The sequence below is a fragment of the Paraburkholderia sp. BL6669N2 genome (genome assembly GCF_003387275.1).
GTDB lineage: Bacteria > Pseudomonadota > Gammaproteobacteria > Burkholderiales > Burkholderiaceae > Paraburkholderia.
The window spans coordinates 3,916,652-3,932,994 of the sequence record NZ_QUNA01000001.1; the positions used below are offsets into that span (position 1 = coordinate 3,916,652).

Here is a 16,343-nt window from a genome sequence, read left to right on the forward strand (position 1 = left end):
GCTGCCCTCGCTTTGGTAGCACTATCGCTCATCGTCTTCGTCAACAATTGCCGCAGGCAGTGCGCTCACAATGCGTAGCGATACCCCGCGATAGCCATCCAGCAAGATTCTCAGCGTCCCAAACTCGTCAAGGTCGCCCACAACCGACTCTGCAAGCATATCGACGACTGGACCGGAAGCTATGCCTGGTAAAGATATTGTTTCGTCGACGGTGCTTGCGCTGAAATTGAGAGCGGTTACTTGTGTTCCTTTGCCCGCAGGAAGTTCATGAACCATGACGAGGAGGCTAGGCGAAGTGACATCAGGCATGGCTATTTGTTTGCTCGAAGCAATCTTATAGGCTTCGCGCACGGAGATGAGGTGTTGAAGTTGTGACGCGAACGAGTTCGGGTTAGCCAACTGTTCCGGCAGGGGGCCATACAAGGCCATCGCCCGAGGGATGCCTTCTCCGGAGGCCGCTGCGTCTGGATTTTCGCCAGTCAGGTCGTAGGCGCCGCGATGAATCCATCTGGTATCTCCGTCGACCATGCGCTCTTCGACCGTTGCGATGGGTAACGGTAATGCACCCACGAGGTCCCAGCCTGAGATTGCAAAAACCCCGGGCTGCAGTGCGTTGTACATCGCCAGAAGGAAGTGGATTTGTTGGATATTTTCCTTGTCCTGGTCGGTCATGGAGTTGAGTTCGCGAATGTTGAGCGCGGCAGCGATGATGCTCGCGGTTGTGCAGGACACACCGTTCGTGACGAAGCGCAGATTGTACGGGACGTGTTCACCGCTCAGGCGTTCATACATCGTTTCGCGAATATGCTCGCGTAGGATGTTTCCAGGCCATGTCTGGCCTTGGAATGTGAAAGTCGCATTCGCATGTAGCGTCCAGAAATGTACTAGCTCAAGCGTCAGTTCGTCATGGTTCTGGAGAGCGTGGATGAGGGAAGCAGGGTCGATTCCGTACTGATGCACGGTCTTCAGCATGAGTCTGAGAAACTCTGTGTCACCCGTTAAGAGGGCATGCTGATAGGCCGGGCGGGTGATGAAATCGTACGAGAGGTCTGCGCCGCCTTTCGACATCGCTGCGATGTCATCGACGGTGAGATTCAACTCCTGAAAGCTGAAACCTCCAGCTTTGCGTATTGCTCCCCCTAGCAACTGGTTTCCGGTAATCGAAAGAGGATGGCTCTCGGACCAGGCATTTCCATGCGCTCGCCGCTCGATGCCTAGAAAGCCGTTGGCGTCTAGGCGTAGTCCGCGTGCGCCCAAAGCGTCGATGGAATGGAGCGCATCGCCGATGACGAGTTGCTGCGCCGCAAAGGTCGGGTCCAGCCAATTAAGCGACGGTTGGCCTTCCTTGAAGTAGTGCAAGTAGACCCAACGTCTCTTGACGCCATCGACACCAATTACGGGCGCCGTTGCGCTCCAATCAGTCTCTTTGATTCCGGGTTCAAAGAAAATCACGCGCTGCAATTGTCCGACGATGTAGCACTTTTCCTTCAAAGCATCTACGACGTGGGGCGGCAAATTTACCGCATCCTTTCCTTCCACGACATCAGGCAGCAGGCTCCAATCGTCCGGCTTGATTTCAACCATGTGATATAGCCCGGGATAATCGCCGTAGTTCATCTCGGCTAGCCGGAAATCGGCTCCCTTTCCTGTGTGCGATGGGACGACATCGTCAATCACGACTGCGTTGTGGGCGGCAGCCATTCTGCTCATGGCGACGAACTCTTCTTCGTTGCCGAAACGCGGGTCGATTCCGAGTCCAATGCGGTCGAAGTTGCCATCGATTGATGGTGTGATGGTCTGACCTGTGAGCCCGCCGGCGAGTTTGGTAGGACCAGGGTGCACCGCTTGAATACCGATTGATGAAAGCGCGCGCCAAAGGCCGTCGCTACCAAGCGTTCGCAGAACGGAGTCGCCTGGTGTCGTGATGACCGCACCGGGATAGGCTGTAAACCACACGGACGATATAGCGCACGCAACTCGAGGTCTGGTTTCAGCGTAGGGATGAAGCCACAATCTCGCCTGGCCTGCGTATGTGCGAGCGCGTGTTCGAAGTTGACGAAGCATCGAATGACTGACGAGCCACTCAACATGTTCGGCAACTGGAGAATCCATAACAGACTCCTCTGGAAATGTGGTTCGGACGCTCGCGAGAATATGCACCGCGAGAAAAGCACTCTCTGTCGCAAAGGCTATACCCAGAATTGGCTGGAATCGGTGCAATTGAGATGACCGAGAGGATTCGCGTCAACGCGCGAAGATGTGCGTCGTGTTCTTTGTGGCGCCGGGGCGTGTGAAACTGCTAGAAGCCGAAGTCGATTGCACTGGCAGTGCATCAGGTCGCTTCAGTTTGCGCCAGCTCAGGCCTCGAAGGCGTTTAAACTGCACAAGTTGATTTCGCTTGCTGCGCGCAGGATGGGAACGCGTTGGTGCAGTTGCGCTGGTTTGCGCAAACTGGTTGGTGTTACGAAGGAGGAGAGGGACTGATGTACTGCTTCTTGGTGAATGTCCCAAGTCCCAAAATACGATTGAGACTGAATCTGTGTCAGGCACACCGTACAGAGCAGTACGGTGTGCCTTTGACTAAAGCTTACTTCGATACCGGCATCGCGAACTCGGCACCCTTATCGATGCTTTCGGGCCAACGTTGCATAATGGATTTTTGCTTCGTATAAAAGCGAACGCCTTCCTCACCGTATGCATGCGTGTCTCCGAAAAGACTGCGCTTCCAGCCGCCGAATCCGTGCCATGCCATTGGAACCGGAATAGGTACGTTGATGCCGACCATGCCTACCTGGATTTGCCTACCGAACTCACGGGCGACATTTCCATCACGCGTGTAACACGCGACACCGTTCCCGAATTCGTGATTGTTCACGAGTTCGACTGCTTCGGTGAAATTCGCCACCCGGACGCAGGCTAGCACCGGTCCAAAAATTTCTTCTTTGTAAATGCGCATTTCTGGTGTTACGTGGTCGAACAGTGTGCCACCCGTGAAAAAGCCTCCTTCGCATCCTTCGACTTTCAATCCGCGACCATCAACGACAAGTTGAGCTCCTTCCTCGATACCCACTCCAATGTAGTCTTCGATTCTGTCGCGAGCTTCCTTTGTCACAATAGGTCCCATTTCCGCGTCAGGCTCCATACCGTTTTTAATGACAAGGGCGCGCGCTCGTTCTGCCAGGAGCGGGATGATTTTGTCAGCAACGTCGCCAACCAGGACGGCGACCGAAATCGCCATGCATCGCTCACCGGCGGAGCCGTACCCCGCACCAATCAAGGCATCGACAGCCTGCCCGACGTCTGCATCGGGCATAACAGCCATGTGGTTCTTGGCCCCACCCAATGCCTGAACTCGCTTGCCATTCCTTGCGCCGGTTTCATAGATATAGTTGGCAATCGGAGTGGAACCGACGAAGCTCACGGCGCTGACGTCGCGATGGTGAAGTAACGCGTCGACGACGGTTTTGTCACCCTGTACGACGTTGAACACGCCATCCGGCAAACCAGCTTCTTTGAGCAGACGAGCCATGAAGAGTGCGGCGGACGGGTCCCGTTCGCTAGGCTTGAGGATGAACGTGTTGCCGGCAGCGATTGCTACCGGATACATCCAGCACGGAACCATGCAGGGAAAATTAAAGGGCGTGATGCCTGCAACGACGCCGAGCGGTTGGCGAACGGTCCAGTTGTCCATGCCTGTCGACACTTGCTCGGTGTAGTCACCCTTGAGAAGCTGCGGAATGCCACAGGCGAACTCAATGATGTCGATGCCGCGGGCGACTTCTCCCTGCGCATCGGAAAAGACTTTGCCGTGTTCGGCCGTAATGATGGCAGCGAGCTCGTTTTTGTGCCGATTCATCAGTTCTAGGAATCGGAGCATTACGCGGGCGCGTCGGATAGGGGGAACATTGGCCCACTTCGGAAACGCTGCCTTGGCAGTTGCGACCGCGGTATCAATATCGGCGGTCTCGCCCAGCACCAGTTTGCGCTGCGACTGTCCCGTCGCGGGATTGAAGACTTGCTGCGTTCGGGTGCTGACGCCCCGGGTCTCCGTGCCCCCGATGAAGTGCAAAACGTCGGCGGTATCTTGGTAAGCCTGCATTTGACATTCTCCTACATGATTGTTTAGTGTTTGGAGTCTAAGGGCCGAAAACCGGCGAGAAAAGACGTCAATGGCGAACTGATTGTTTTTTTGGGTGAACAATAAGATGGTGGACATTCAAAGCGTGGAAGCCTTGTGGGTTCACCTGCACTGGCTCATCGTGTTGGCGGAACAAGGGTCCTACACGAAGGCTGCCTCTAGGTTGAGTGTCAGCAAGGCGGCAGTGAGTCAAAAAATTACCGAGCTGGAACGAGTCGCAGGTATCGCGCTTGTGCAACGGACGACCCGCAGCGTCCGGTTTACTAACGCTGGGGAAAGATTGGTAGAAAGTACGCGTGCGCAATTCGACGAGATTGCGACGAATTTTCTAAACGTTCGTGAACTGGCGGGTGTAGCACGAGGATTGGTGAGGGTGACGGCGCCGGTCGCGTTCGCACGTCAACAGCTGGTGCCCAAAATGCACACGTTCCTTAAGGCAAATCGTGAGGTCAAAGTCGAACTGGAGGTTTCGGACCAGTTGAGCTCTATCTCAACCGAAGGATTTGACCTGGCCATCCGGCACAGCGCGCAGGTACCCGAAACGCACGTCGCGGTGAAGCTCTGCGATACAGCATCGGTCATCGTCGCGAGTCGGCAATACTTGAATGAGCGTGGGCGCCCCGAGCAACCGTCTGACCTTGCCCAGCATGACTGTCTCTTCTATCCGCGAGCGCGCGGCGCCACGGAGTGGACGTTTCAGCCGAAGACGGAAAGACAGGCGGCAGAGCCGACGCAAATAATTAAGGTGGATGGGCCTTTTTCCGCAAATAACAGTGAATCACTTCGTGATGCGGCGCTGGATGGACTGGGCGTGGCCCTCCTTCCTGACTTTACGGCCCAGGCAGCGGTGCTCGACGGACGGTTGGAAGTATTGCTTGCAGACTGGCGGCCAACTGGTGCGTTCGCTGACCAGATTGTTGTTGTAAGGCCCTATGCCTCACAAGTGCCTAGTACTACAGCCGTAGATTTTTTTACTATACTCAAATAATTAAGGATTACTATACGTTAAGGCTATGCATTCGACTGCAAAAGCGTGGGAGCGTGAACTGGAGGTACTGCACCAGCGGCTCGGGGAACTGTTCAGGCGTCCGGAGCCCCGACAGCGGTCGCTCGCATACCTGAAGGGCCTGCTGGGTACAGTCGAGCGCAAGAACGGCTGGCAACTCGCCGAATGGATCGGCGAAGCGACACCCGATGGCGTACAGCACCTGCTGGAGCGGGCGCAATGGGACGCGGATGCCGCTCGCGATGTGCTGCGTAGCTATGTAGTGGAAGAACTGGGCGAGCGTGACGCGGTGCTGATTGTGGACGAGACCGGCTTCCTCAAGAAGGGACAGCACTCGGCCGGTGTTCAACGCCAGTACAGTGGCACGGCAGGTCGTATCGAGAACAGCCAGATCGGCGTGTTCCTCTGCTATGCCGGTCGTGGCGGCAGTGCGTTCATCGACCGCGAACTGTATGTACCCAAGGTGTGGACCGATGACCGGGTGCGCTGCGAGGCAGCGGGCATTCCCGGGTCGGTGGAATTCGCAACGAAGCCACAGCTTGCGCGTCGTATGCTTGAGCGGGCGCTGGACGCAGGGGTGCCGTGCGGCTGGGTCACGGGGGATGAAGTCTACGGCGGTGACCGTCACCTGCGGCTGTGGCTCGAGTCGCGCGGCCAGTCTTTCGTGCTGGCCGTTGCGAAGAACGAACCCCTATGGTGGAAAGGTCCAGAGTACGTACGGGCAGACCGGATCGCCGAGGCCCTGCCGGCAAGGGCATGGCGCCGCCTGTCAGCGGGTGCCGGCGCCAAGGGCGAGCGCCTGTATGACTGGGCGCTGACTCCGCTGTGGCGCTTGCAGATCACCGAAGAGGAGCGCCGCTTCGGGCATTACCTGCTGGTGCGACGCAGCCTGGACGAGCAACGCGAACATGCGTATTACGTCGTATACGCACCGCGCAGCAAGGCCACACGGCAAACCCTGGTGAACGTCGCGGGCCGCAGGTGGGAAATCGAGACCGGCTTCGAGGCGACCAAAGGCGAATGCGGACTCGATCAGTATGAGGTGCGCCGATGGCAAGGCTGGTATCGCCACATCACGCTGGCTCTGCTGGCCCATGCAGTACTCGTCACCCTGCGGGTGCACGGCAAAAAAAACACCTGAAGGTTTGGTGCCGCTCAGCGTGCAGGAGATCCGCCGGCTGCTCTGTCGCATCCTGTGGCGCGGCGCCCACTCTATCGCGTACGTGTTGTCCTGTTCGGCATGGCGGCGCCGACACCAGTACCGCGCCCAGCAGTGCCACTACCGAAGACGAGGATGTGTGCCTCCAGTTTACCCAGATCTACGGCTGTAGTACTAGGGCCATCGGTCTGTTTGTCACTCATCTGCGTGATTCGTTCGTTGCTGGCTTTCCGTTGGACAGATGACATGATTCCGAGTTGTCTATAGCCGTCGCCGCCTTGGGTAACTTATAAATTTCCATTAACTCTCGTCAAACCAGGAGACCTGTTGTTGGCGCAATCAATAGCGGCGCCTGTTCCAGTGGCGACAAAGGCGTTGATTTCGAATTTGTAAATGTGCTCGGACAATTGACTGCGGATTGACGCAATGGTTAGGTTAATTGGGACACCGGCTGCGAAGAAGGCCGGTTCTGCCGGCAAGAAGGTGACTGCCAAGAAAACGGCAAGCAAAAAGGCGAGCCTGTCAGATTTTCTGTGTGCCGAGGTCATGAGACGATAACGGAAATAACGTCCTATGACCGAAGCAACCGTGACAAAGAAGAACAGGACCCCGAAGGCACCGAAGCTGTTTCCCGATGAGTTGATCGACCAATTGCTTGCCCAGGTGCAGGGCAAGGATGCTGAGTCGGTCCTGGGCGAATCAGGTCTGGCCGGCCAGCTCAAGAAACGGCTGGCTGAGCGCATGCTCGCGGCCGAGTTGAGCCACCATCTGGAAGCCGAGACCGGGCAAGGCAAGTCCGGCAACCACCGCAACGGCACCAGCCCCAAGACGGTCATCACGCCCAATGGTGAACTGAATCTGGACATTCCGCGTGACCGGCAGGCGACATTCGAGCCGCAGTTGGTGGGCAAGTATCAGCGCCGGCTGCCGGGCTTTGACGATCACGTCATCAGCATGTACGCGCGCGGCATGAGCGTGCGCGAGGTCCAGGGCCATTTGCTGGAGCTATATGGCCTACAGGTGTCGCCCGATCTGATTTCGACCGTCACCGACGAGGTGCTGGCCGAAGTCGAACAGTGGCAGCAACGCCCGCTCGAGGCGATGTATCCGATCGTGTATTTCGACGCACTTCGACTGAAGATCCGCGACGAAGGCACGGTCAGGAACAAGGCGGTGTACCTCGCGCTGGGCATTCGGGCCGACGGGCGCAAGGAAGTGCTGGGTTTGTGGATCGAGCAAACCGAGGGAGCCAAGTTCTGGCTGAAGGTCTTCAACGAACTGAAGAACCGCGGCTTGCATGACATTCTGATCGCCGTCGTCGACGGCCTGCGCGGCTTCCCCGAGGCGATCGAAGCGGTGTACCCGGCCGCCCAGATCCAGACCTGCATCGTGCATCTGATCCGCAACTCGCTGAATCTGGCGAGCTGGAAGGACCGTAAGCCGTTGGCTGCGGCGCTCAAGCCGATCTATCAGGCCGCTACCGCCGAAGCCGCTGAGGCGGCGCTGCAAGCCTTCTCGCAAAGCGAATGGGGCAAGAAATTCCCAACGGTCGCCGCGATGTGGCAGCGCCAATGGGAGCAAGTCATTCCGTTCTTCGCCTATCCGCCGGAGGTACGCAGAATCATATACACGACAAACGCGATCGAAAGCATGCACATGCAGCTTCGCAAGATCGTCAAGAACCGCGGTCACTTCCCCAGCGACGAAGCCGCCAGCAAATTGCTATACCTGGCCTTGCGCAACATCGAAAAGGACTGGAAGATGCCACCTATCACCTGGCGGCAAGCAGTCAATCAGTTCGCCATTCTGTTCGGCGAGCGGTTCACCAGCGCCATCAACTGAGATTTCTAACCGGCCTCAGCACACAAGATTTCTGACACGTCCAAAAAGGCTGCTTCGGTCAAAACCGCTGCCGCACAGGTCGAGGCTTCGTCAGTGCCGCATGCGTCAACAGAGGCGAGCGCATAGTCGCCTAGGTAACAGTCGAACAGCGAGCGGGGTCTTCCTCCCGCTCGCTCAAGTTGGCGACGTAGCTGCCGATATTCAGAGTGCTGTCCCTGCATTCAAACAGGAAAAATAAAATGCGTACTCTGGTTTCCCTGGTCGCCACCGTCTCGGCGCTCGTCATACTCTCTGGATGTTCGACCACTCAAAACGTTACCGCCGGTCCTCAAGTGAAGGGCTCGCCGATGGCAACGGCGTGCTTTACGGCTCATGGCGGCCGGTCTGCCGATATGGATGCAGCAATCCAGCGCAATCTGGAGAACCATGGTGTGTCGGTAACGCTGGCGCCAGCGTGTGACAAAGCAGACATGAACGTCAGCTACACCGACAGTTGGTACTGGGATATCGTTATGTATCTGCGTTCGATGGACATTCGATTTTACAAGGCGCCCGCCGGAGGCCTTATCACATCGGGACACTGGAAGAATTCGGTCCTGCATCAGTTCCCAAATGCGGACGGTGTGGTCCAAGACTTGATGGACGAGATGTTCAAGCAGACGGGCGAACCCGCTGCGGTTAGGACCAAAGCGGCCTCGAACTAGTAGGTCAAGCAGGGGGGCGCTGGATGAAGCGCCTGCCGCTGCCTGCACTTAAATAGCAAAGTCCCAGTCCCTCAAGTACTTGCGACGAATGCGAGCGTGTTGTCCACAACCTTGCTAACAAAATCTGTGGATAAGTCGACGGCCGAGGGCGTGGGAGCTTCCGGGCACTTAAGCTTGAGCTCAACGCTGTCACCTTTGGGTTGCACTTCGGACTGTCCTCCGCCTCAGGTCGTCGGAAACGGCCGTAATACGAGCACAGACTTGCGACACAGGGTTTGGCCAGCGAACATCGGTGGTGGCAGGGACGGTGGGCGCATCGGTGGTCGTGGCATTGGCGGCAGCGGCGTTGTGGTTGTCGCGTACTGACTTACTGACGCACCCCGACGAACCAAGGCACCTGCTTTCTCAGGCACTTTGCATTTCAGCGCAGGTCGAGGAGCGCCTCACTTGCGCTAGACTGGCTTGAGCAATCGGAAGGAGACTTGGATGATGCGAAAGACGCTCAATGCATCGCAGCTACAGCAGGAGGTCAACCGGCGAATCCATCGCTTGCAGGAAATCGTCGAGGATGGCGTGAAGATTCGCGTGCCGCGGCCGCAGTTGCAAGAGCCTGACAAGACAGGCTGCAACTGGAACATGACCCACTTCGGCAACGCGGTCGGCTTCGAGCGCGATATCGAGGGCGTGCTCAAGGTCGTGCGTGCGGAATACAACCTGAATACGGAAGTCAAAGACACAGGCAACCCGTTTGGGGACTAACCATGAAAGACATCGACTCCTCGTTCGTGTTTGATGGCGTGGGCTCTAGTGGTGCGCTTACTAGCAGTCGCAACTCTGGCTGGTTGCTCGACTTATGCTGTTCCCGGATATTCAATTTCGGCTGACAACGTGGTGCCCTCAAGTCGATTGCTCCTCGCAGTGCGCGCGGAGTGCTCTGCTGTGTCGCCCAGTTCACCCTGAGTGGCCAGATTACATTAAGGCCCGTGCTCCCCAGGCACAAAAAGTAAAAAGCCCCTCAGACTTCCGTCGCGAGGGGCTCCCTTTCCGGCGGTCCGGTTTAGACCGCGGCGTCCTTCAGCTTCTTCAGCGGGCGCACTTTCAGACGCACTGAAGCGGGCTTTGCGGCAAACCATTTTTCTTCGCCCGTGAACGGGTCCTTGCCGAAGCGCTTCTTCTTTGCCGGCACGTCCTGAGCGACAACCTTCAGCAGACCCGGAAGCGTGAACTCCTTCGCACCCTTCTTGTGGACCGATGCGAGCACCGTTTCTTCCAAAGCGGCCATCAAAGCCTTCGCCGCTTTCGGCTCGACACCTGCGCGCTCGGCAAGATGGGTAGCAAGCGAAGCCTTCGTGAACGAATCCTTGATGGGCTTCAGCGGCGTGGCAGCGACCGCCTTCTTCGTCGCAGGAGTCGCCGCCTTCTTTACCGTCGGCGCCTTCGCCTTTTTCTCGACCGTAGTCGTTACCTTCTTCGGAGCCGGCTTTGCTGCAGCTTTCGTTGCCATAGATTTCTCGTCATTGGTCAAAGGTTGGCCCGGGGTCCTTGCCTTTGCGTAGTCACCGACAATGCGCAAAGGTCCAAATTCTCAGGCTGGCGCTAGCGTAGCAATTCGCATTTGGAACCGCAACGGGCGAGGCCCTAAAACAAGTGGTTTTGTGAAGAAGGAACGAAAAAACGGCGACCTGTACCCCTCCAAAAGGAGGCTGCGCTCACAAACACGGCTACGCGACAGGGTTTGACGCAGGAGCAAGGGGGGTAAACACTCGCGCGAGTCCAGCGTCTGGTGCCGGAATCGGCAATGATGCACGCGAGCTCTTAAGGTGATTGGTGTTTGCTGAAGGATGCTTATTTTCCTATGGCTTAAGCGAAGGGTCACCTTCCGGCAATGCGCCGTGCAAAGCATCGACTTGGATGCATCACAAGTCATAGCGCTGCGAAACTATCTCGTCCTGTTGGAGACGTTGGGTACGTCGACCCTTGAAGACTGTTCTGCTATTTGAACGTTCCGCCAATGCTCCTCAAGACGTAATCGATAACAGCTAGCGAACGGTCAATACGCATGGCATAGTGCGGACATCTCAAAGGGAGGGCGGCCTCAAATCTGAAGTGCAACACCGTTTCGTATAAGGTGTTGCGATGCACGAAAGAACCCAGTACCAGCAACTACAACCTGAAGAGCGCCTGACCATTGCAAACCTGCATCTGCAGGGTTCGAGTATCCGGGCCATGGCCCGGATACTCGGGCGCTCGCCGGCCACCGTTAGCCGTGAACTGACGCGAAACAGCTCTCCGGCAGGCTACGCATCGATACCGGCTGAAGCGCTCAGCGCCGCACGCCGCAGCGCGGGCCGACGCCCCACAAAGCTCGGCCTGCAAAGCGTCTGCTGGCGTATCGTTCTCACCCTGCTTGAGTGGAAATGGTCACCCCAGCAGATATCGGGCACACTGAAACGTATGTATCCGACCGACCCGACCCAGCAGGTTTCGCACGAAACCATCTACACGGCCATCTACGCCCAGCCGCGCGGCGAACTGCGCCGTCAGCTCATTGCGTGCCTGCGCCCTGGTCACAGCACGCGCATGCCGCGTACACGCGGCACAGACCGACGCGGACAGATTCCCGACATGGTCAGTATTCATGTGCGGCCGCCCGAAATCGAGGACTGACTGCTGCCCGGACACTGGGAAGGCGACTTCATCAAGGGCGCGGGCAACCAGTCCTCGGTCGGCGTTCTGGTTGAACGGACCAGCCGCCTGGTGCTGCTCGCAAAGATGGAAGACGCCACCGCAGCTTCAGCGCTGGCGGGCTTCTCCGCCAAACTCAATTCGATTGTCGCGCCACTGCGGCAGAGCTTCACTTATGACCAGGGCAAAGAAATGTCGCGCCACAAGGAGCTCACGGCCGCAACCGGCGTGAACGTGTACTTCTGCGACCCGCACAGTCCATGGCAGCGCGGCACCTGCGAAAACACCAATGGGCTGCTGCGACAGTATCTGCCCAAAGGCACCGACCTTTCGGTCTACAGTCAGGACGAACTCGACGCCATCGCCGACAGTCTGAATAGCCGGCCTCGTGCAACTCACAACTTCCATTCACCATTCGAGGTCTTCGCCGCGACCCTCGCATCAGCAAGTCAACCTCAAAGCTCTAAACATTAATCCCGCTGTTGCGCTTCACCCTTGAAACCGCCAAGCCATAAGTGGACGGAGCTCTTTTTGCGGAGGCACTTTCGAAAGGAGGCTCCTTTGTTTGGATGCGAAAGCAAGGAAAGTGAGCGCTACGCGCCAAGTATGGTCCGTGCTTCTATGCAGCGTCATAGATGTCGGGTTCACCCACTTGGTTCTGGTCACCCGTGGCTATCAATCCATGCCCGTGCCCATTCAAGTCCTGCGCGCTGCGCTTCCCCGTCTGTATCAAAACCGCCGAGCACCTCAGACGCTTGAATTACCTTATTGCGGATAGTGATGGTCCCGCTGGCAGCGTACCGCTCGGGCTCCTGCAGGTCCTCCTGATGCAGGATTGCATGCCCCCCAAATGCTATAGCCGTGATACGTTTCTGATTGCACTAGCGCGCCGACTTAACGGAGGCATGGCGAGAGTCGACGCGAAGGATGTTGCCCTCCGGCGTTATCTGGTGCGGAACGGTTGTCACATTGGGCTCTTTCATTCGCGAATCTACCCCGACTTCACGTTGTTTCGCACTCAACTTCGGCGTAAAGTGCGGAGTTTTTCGCGGGTGATATTTCACCGCATGCGGGACCACGTGTCGATGCATCGATTGATTATGCGAAGGCGTCGTGTGTGCGACCGCGCCCCGCGCTTCAGGCGGATTTCAAACCTCGATGTATTGTCCACCCGCCGACGCTGTCGAAGCAACTGTCAGCAACAGTGCGCTCGCCCCCAAGAATCGAAGCATTCCTTCTCCATATTTGCTCGCTATTTGGAACTCTGCAAGACAGGTTACAAGTTTGCCCGGGGACATTTAATGTTATCGGCGGTGCGACCGCCTTCAAACATACAAATCGTAGGTTATTTACATCCCCTGGGCGAACGGGTTGTCCCTTTCTCAGTCGCCAATGCCACCCTTATGCCTGCCACGAAGCCGCTGTCCCAGCATGCCTTGCCATAGGGCATCTGGGTTTTGCGGTCTTAGCAATCCAAGAACCGCTAACCATCTCTCGCGTGGGACGGCGAGACCGCCAGAGGTTATCCTCGTCAAGGTTAGGAAATTGATTGGCGAGCCTCTTGGAGCGCTCCCCAATAGAACCAAATCCCTCGACTTACGTCCGCAAGACGTCAGTTCTTGAAAGCCCCCGTCTTGTTTGCGATGCCCGAGACGACGCCAGTTCTGTTCTCAACCAAGTGCCTGCAAAGCCCGCACGAGCGTTGCCGACCGGCGCCGAAGAGCCGCCAGATAAGGTGAGCTGCTGTCTGCACGTGCTTGGACGCGCTTTGTGAGCACCTCAAGCTCGTTCGCATGCAACTCCCGTTGAAACTCCAAATCGTCTGCTGCTTCCTCGACGGTCCGGGCCAGTAAGGCGGTCGGACGGACGTTATATGCGTTCATTGCGGTGTCCTCTGCGGATGAAGATTCCACGTTTAGATGTCGGCATGAAATGCGGCAACTTCAACCCTACTGACTGAAGGGAAATACCACTATGCGATGTTTTGGAGCAGGCGAAACGTATGTAGAATCTGTAACCTTTCTTCGGTTGGCCGTGGCTTGCCGAACACTGCACAACCTTCACTTTTAAGTTAACATGGCGTACCATCTGCGCATTTTGCAGCGCCGCTCCATCGGGATAGTGGGGCCAGAACCTACTCCCGGCAAGAACGCAAGGAAGCTCGTGGCTTGGTGCGCGGAGAATGACGCTTCGACCTGCGAGCTGCTTCTCCAGGTTGTTCAGCTCGAGCTGGCGCCTCGCAAAGCCGCGCTCTTGGAGCTTGCGAAGTTGATTCAGGTCGCAGCGTCTGGTCAACCCGTTGCGGAGTTTTACGACGAAAAGCAATGTCACAAGACCCATTCTTTCGAGTACAAGGGCAAGACGCGGGATGTTTGGCGGGTAAGGAGGGGGGACGTGCGCGTCACTTTTTACTATGGGCAGGACAAGCTGATTCTGCTCACCCACGCATTCCCGAAGCATAAGGACAGGCTCACCAAAGCGCAGGAGCGCGACCTGCAGCGAGCCGTCGAAGCATTCATCGACGCCGAAGAGGCCGAGAAGTTCAGTTACGTCACGGAGCCATAGACATGAGCGCAGCGAAATCGACCACCAGCACACATAGAGACCTTGCATTGCTGCTGGCTGAGGCAGCACAGGCTGAGGATTTCGACTTTGAACTGAAAGCGCAAGAAGTGGCGGTAAATCTTTCCTCTTTGATGATGCATGCTGGTTGGACAAGGGCAGACCTCGCCCGGAGCCTAGACTGGAAGCCAGCGCGCGTGAGCAAAGTGTTGGGCGGCAAAGAGAATCTGACTTTGCGCACGCTCTACGCTATTTTCAAGGTTTTGGGGTACACCTTCGACGTAGTGCCGCGGGCTGAGTCGGAGCGAGCACCTACGCAACCTTGGCAGCACTTTTCGTTTGACAACAAACACGTGGTTTCCAGAGGCATGAAGCTCAAGGAAGTGCCGACCGTCGCATCGCAGGGTCGCCGGCCGGAAGACACTTGGCCAGAATGGTTCTCTCACACCCAGAAAAATTTCTACAAAGTCGACTTCACTGCGGCAAACACGGACTACTACGATGCAGCGCTCGCCTCTTGACCTGCAACACTATCACTTCAACAAGCTTGAGATTCAAACGACTGGCAACGGTGGTCGCCCCCAGCCCAGCTCGGGAGTCGGACCGTATCCAAGCTTTGATGGCGTTGACTTTTCCGCTAACGTTCAGGTTTCGGCTCCTTCTGAGCAGTCTTCCCCTTTCAGGTTTGCACTGAAGATTGGGCTGACGTGTAAGCCCAAGAAGGCGAAGACACCCTTCCCTTATTCGTTCGAAGTCGAAGCCGAAGGTTTCTTCGAGGCAACAGCCGAGGATGAGAAGAAAGCGCACAAGCTTGCAGTCGTAAACGGCTCGGCAGTACTCTACGGAGCAATCAGGGAGCAGATGTTGACGCTTACGGGGCGTTTCCCCCAAGGCCCAATGATGCTGCCCACCGTCAATTTTCTGAACTTGTTCCCTGCCCAGGAACGAGTTACTGCCGCAGCGGCAGTCGCGGCATCGCAGACTCCGAAGAAATCCCGAAAGAAGGCGACCGAGGCATAGTCACGCGCGGCCTGCAAACGAAGGTTTGGTTGGCGACATACTGGACGGTAATCAAGCGAAGGGCTCGAGCGCAATGCGCTGAGCCTTTTTTTAATAGGCATCGGCCGTCGTCTCGGGCCGATATCGTCGCCGCATCAATTGAAGCGCGGGGATGACCAAACCGATTGGAGGCGTTCATGCCTCAGTGTGCCTGCGCGCCCCTCTCATTCGGCGGTACGTTCTCGAGTTCTATGGTCGACCACGAAATGATATCCGTGAGCGGAACCGTATGAGCATGGACGGGGCCACCCGGTGAGTACACCGCGCATAGCTTGTCCGTGCACGAAATGGGTACGCCGGCTACAAGTCCTGCCTTGTCACGAACGATTTCCACAAACTTCAGCTGATGCGCCTTCATTTCATTTAGGTTCCACTGTTGAATCGCGGTTATTGCCTTTGCCGCATCGCCTTCGCCCCTGTTGCGAACAGGTCCAAGGAGACCAAGTGGCAAGACACTACACACGAGCAAAACGAAAATCACAATTGATGCCACCCAGAAGAACATCACTTCGGGTGTGACTATGTTTCCCGATTTTCCCCCGTTGACCCTGATGTGCTGTGTTCCTTGCTTCAGTGTCGCGCGATGCCTCACAAGATTGCCGGCAAAGAAGACCGCTGCGAGCAACGCCGCGAAGACGAAGAACAACCCGAGCATTGGAACTAAATAGTCCTCTTTGCGCGTAGTAGCCGAGATAAATGAGGTCGTCGGCGCTCCACGGCAAGGCGTCTGGCTGAAAGCCAAAGCCAAGCAAATATCCTAGCCGGTAGGCGTGACCTGCATTACGCAACAGCCATAGGAATATCGCCCCATTTAGAGCAAAGCCGCTGATGATGACTGCCGCAAGCGGTATGGCAGGAAGCGAAGGTCGCGAAGTCACCTCTTCAGTCTTCGAACTGCGCTGCGAAATAGATGTTGGTGTTTTCTTGCTTAGTTGTGTGCTCATGAATCGTAGACGCCTGTTTTCTATGGAAAGACGCGGGCGCGTATAGGCCGACGCCTGTGTTCTGTGAGCAATTTCCGCTCAATAGTGCTAACGGTTACTTGCTCTCAAACTTTAGCTTGTCCGTGGCACCGGGCGGACCTAATCTCCGCTGGGGACTCTCAAAGCTTCACGAGTCTTCGAGGGGAATATCACAATCGAACCATCGGGCTAAATGACTGGAAGAGTGACGACAGCGGCGGGTGCG

Annotated in this window: 11 protein-coding genes and 3 pseudogenes; 9 read left to right on the forward strand and 5 right to left on the reverse strand. The window is 56.8% G+C overall.

Annotation, left to right across the window (positions count from 1 at the left end; genetic code table 11):
* Positions 1 to 21: 21 nt before the first annotated feature.
* Both treS and B0G80_RS17865 read right to left on the reverse strand, forming a co-directional pair.
* Positions 22 to 2,112, reverse strand: a complete 2,091-nt coding sequence (gene treS, locus B0G80_RS17860; protein ID WP_116118850.1) for a maltose alpha-D-glucosyltransferase — start codon at positions 2,110 to 2,112, stop codon at positions 22 to 24.
* 475 nt (positions 2,113 to 2,587) lie between these two features.
* Positions 2,588 to 4,099, reverse strand: a complete 1,512-nt coding sequence (locus tag B0G80_RS17865; RefSeq protein WP_116118851.1) for a CoA-acylating methylmalonate-semialdehyde dehydrogenase — start codon at positions 4,097 to 4,099, stop codon at positions 2,588 to 2,590.
* Between the two features lie 109 nt (positions 4,100 to 4,208).
* Here B0G80_RS17865 and B0G80_RS17870 point away from each other — a divergent pair, with 109 nt between their 5' ends.
* From B0G80_RS17870 to B0G80_RS17890, 5 genes and pseudogenes are all read left to right on the forward strand, one after another.
* Complete coding sequence (locus B0G80_RS17870) at positions 4,209 to 5,126, forward strand: LysR family transcriptional regulator (protein ID WP_116119743.1); 918 nt, start codon at positions 4,209 to 4,211, stop codon at positions 5,124 to 5,126.
* A gap of 25 nt (positions 5,127 to 5,151) precedes the next feature.
* A pseudogene (locus B0G80_RS17875) lies at positions 5,152 to 6,276 on the forward strand (IS701 family transposase); the annotation flags it as partial.
* 600 nt (positions 6,277 to 6,876) lie between these two features.
* Positions 6,877 to 8,145: an IS256 family transposase gene (locus tag B0G80_RS17880; RefSeq protein ID WP_220377465.1), complete on the forward strand. Its 1,269-nt coding sequence runs from the start codon at positions 6,877 to 6,879 to the stop codon at positions 8,143 to 8,145.
* A 239-nt stretch (positions 8,146 to 8,384) separates the two neighbouring features.
* Positions 8,385 to 8,849: a hypothetical protein gene (locus B0G80_RS17885; RefSeq protein ID WP_116118852.1), complete on the forward strand. Its 465-nt coding sequence runs from the start codon at positions 8,385 to 8,387 to the stop codon at positions 8,847 to 8,849.
* A gap of 486 nt (positions 8,850 to 9,335) precedes the next feature.
* Positions 9,336 to 9,608: a hypothetical protein gene (locus B0G80_RS17890; protein ID WP_116118853.1), complete on the forward strand. Its 273-nt coding sequence runs from the start codon at positions 9,336 to 9,338 to the stop codon at positions 9,606 to 9,608.
* Positions 9,609 to 9,906: 298 nt separating this feature from the next.
* Here B0G80_RS17890 and B0G80_RS17895 read toward each other — a convergent pair whose 3' ends face one another.
* Complete coding sequence (locus tag B0G80_RS17895; RefSeq protein WP_116118854.1) at positions 9,907 to 10,353, reverse strand: HU family DNA-binding protein; 447 nt, start codon at positions 10,351 to 10,353, stop codon at positions 9,907 to 9,909.
* 632 nt (positions 10,354 to 10,985) lie between these two features.
* On the opposite strand from B0G80_RS17895, the pseudogene B0G80_RS17900 reads away from it, so the two are divergent.
* Positions 10,986 to 12,008, forward strand: a pseudogene (locus tag B0G80_RS17900) (IS30 family transposase).
* A gap of 188 nt (positions 12,009 to 12,196) precedes the next feature.
* Here the strand turns inward: B0G80_RS17900 and B0G80_RS46905 are convergent.
* Positions 12,197 to 12,416, reverse strand: a pseudogene (locus B0G80_RS46905) (hypothetical protein).
* Positions 12,417 to 13,610: 1,194 nt separating this feature from the next.
* On the opposite strand from B0G80_RS46905, the gene B0G80_RS17915 reads away from it, so the two are divergent.
* The 3 genes from B0G80_RS17915 to B0G80_RS17925 are packed head-to-tail and all read left to right on the forward strand — an operon-like array spanning position 13,611 to position 15,116.
* Positions 13,611 to 14,099 (forward strand): hypothetical protein, encoded by a 489-nt coding sequence (locus B0G80_RS17915; protein WP_116118855.1) that lies wholly within the window; start codon positions 13,611 to 13,613, stop codon positions 14,097 to 14,099.
* Positions 14,100 to 14,101: 2 nt separating this feature from the next.
* Positions 14,102 to 14,617, forward strand: coding sequence for a helix-turn-helix domain-containing protein (locus B0G80_RS17920; RefSeq protein WP_116118856.1), 516 nt, complete (start codon positions 14,102 to 14,104; stop codon positions 14,615 to 14,617).
* On the forward strand, positions 14,598 to 15,116 hold the full coding sequence (locus tag B0G80_RS17925; protein ID WP_116118857.1) for a protein-export chaperone SecB: 519 nt from the start codon (positions 14,598 to 14,600) through the stop codon (positions 15,114 to 15,116). Before B0G80_RS17920 ends, B0G80_RS17925 begins: the two co-directional genes overlap by 20 nt.
* A gap of 181 nt (positions 15,117 to 15,297) precedes the next feature.
* On the opposite strand, the gene B0G80_RS17930 is transcribed toward B0G80_RS17925, so the two are convergent.
* On the reverse strand, positions 15,298 to 15,903 hold the full coding sequence (locus tag B0G80_RS17930) for a hypothetical protein (protein ID WP_147309871.1): 606 nt from the start codon (positions 15,901 to 15,903) through the stop codon (positions 15,298 to 15,300).
* Positions 15,904 to 16,343: the final 440 nt, after the last annotated feature.

What these genes read in the sequence shown, in the direction of transcription:
- treS (WP_116118850.1), bottom strand. Translation starts at nt 2,112, where the DNA reads ATGGATTCTCCAGTTGCCGAACATGTTGAGTGGCTCGTCAGTCATTCG.
- B0G80_RS17865 (WP_116118851.1), bottom strand. Translation starts at nt 4,099, where the DNA reads ATGCAGGCTTACCAAGATACCGCCGACGTTTTGCACTTCATCGGGGGC.
- B0G80_RS17925 (WP_116118857.1), top strand. Translation starts at nt 14,598, where the DNA reads ATGCAGCGCTCGCCTCTTGACCTGCAACACTATCACTTCAACAAGCTT.
- B0G80_RS17915 (WP_116118855.1), top strand. Translation starts at nt 13,611, where the DNA reads ATGGCGTACCATCTGCGCATTTTGCAGCGCCGCTCCATCGGGATAGTG.
- B0G80_RS17890 (WP_116118853.1), top strand. Translation starts at nt 9,336, where the DNA reads ATGATGCGAAAGACGCTCAATGCATCGCAGCTACAGCAGGAGGTCAAC.
- B0G80_RS17895 (WP_116118854.1), bottom strand. Translation starts at nt 10,353, where the DNA reads ATGGCAACGAAAGCTGCAGCAAAGCCGGCTCCGAAGAAGGTAACGACT.
- B0G80_RS17880 (WP_220377465.1), top strand. Translation starts at nt 6,877, where the DNA reads ATGACCGAAGCAACCGTGACAAAGAAGAACAGGACCCCGAAGGCACCG.
- B0G80_RS17920 (WP_116118856.1), top strand. Translation starts at nt 14,102, where the DNA reads ATGAGCGCAGCGAAATCGACCACCAGCACACATAGAGACCTTGCATTG.
- B0G80_RS17885 (WP_116118852.1), top strand. Translation starts at nt 8,385, where the DNA reads ATGCGTACTCTGGTTTCCCTGGTCGCCACCGTCTCGGCGCTCGTCATA.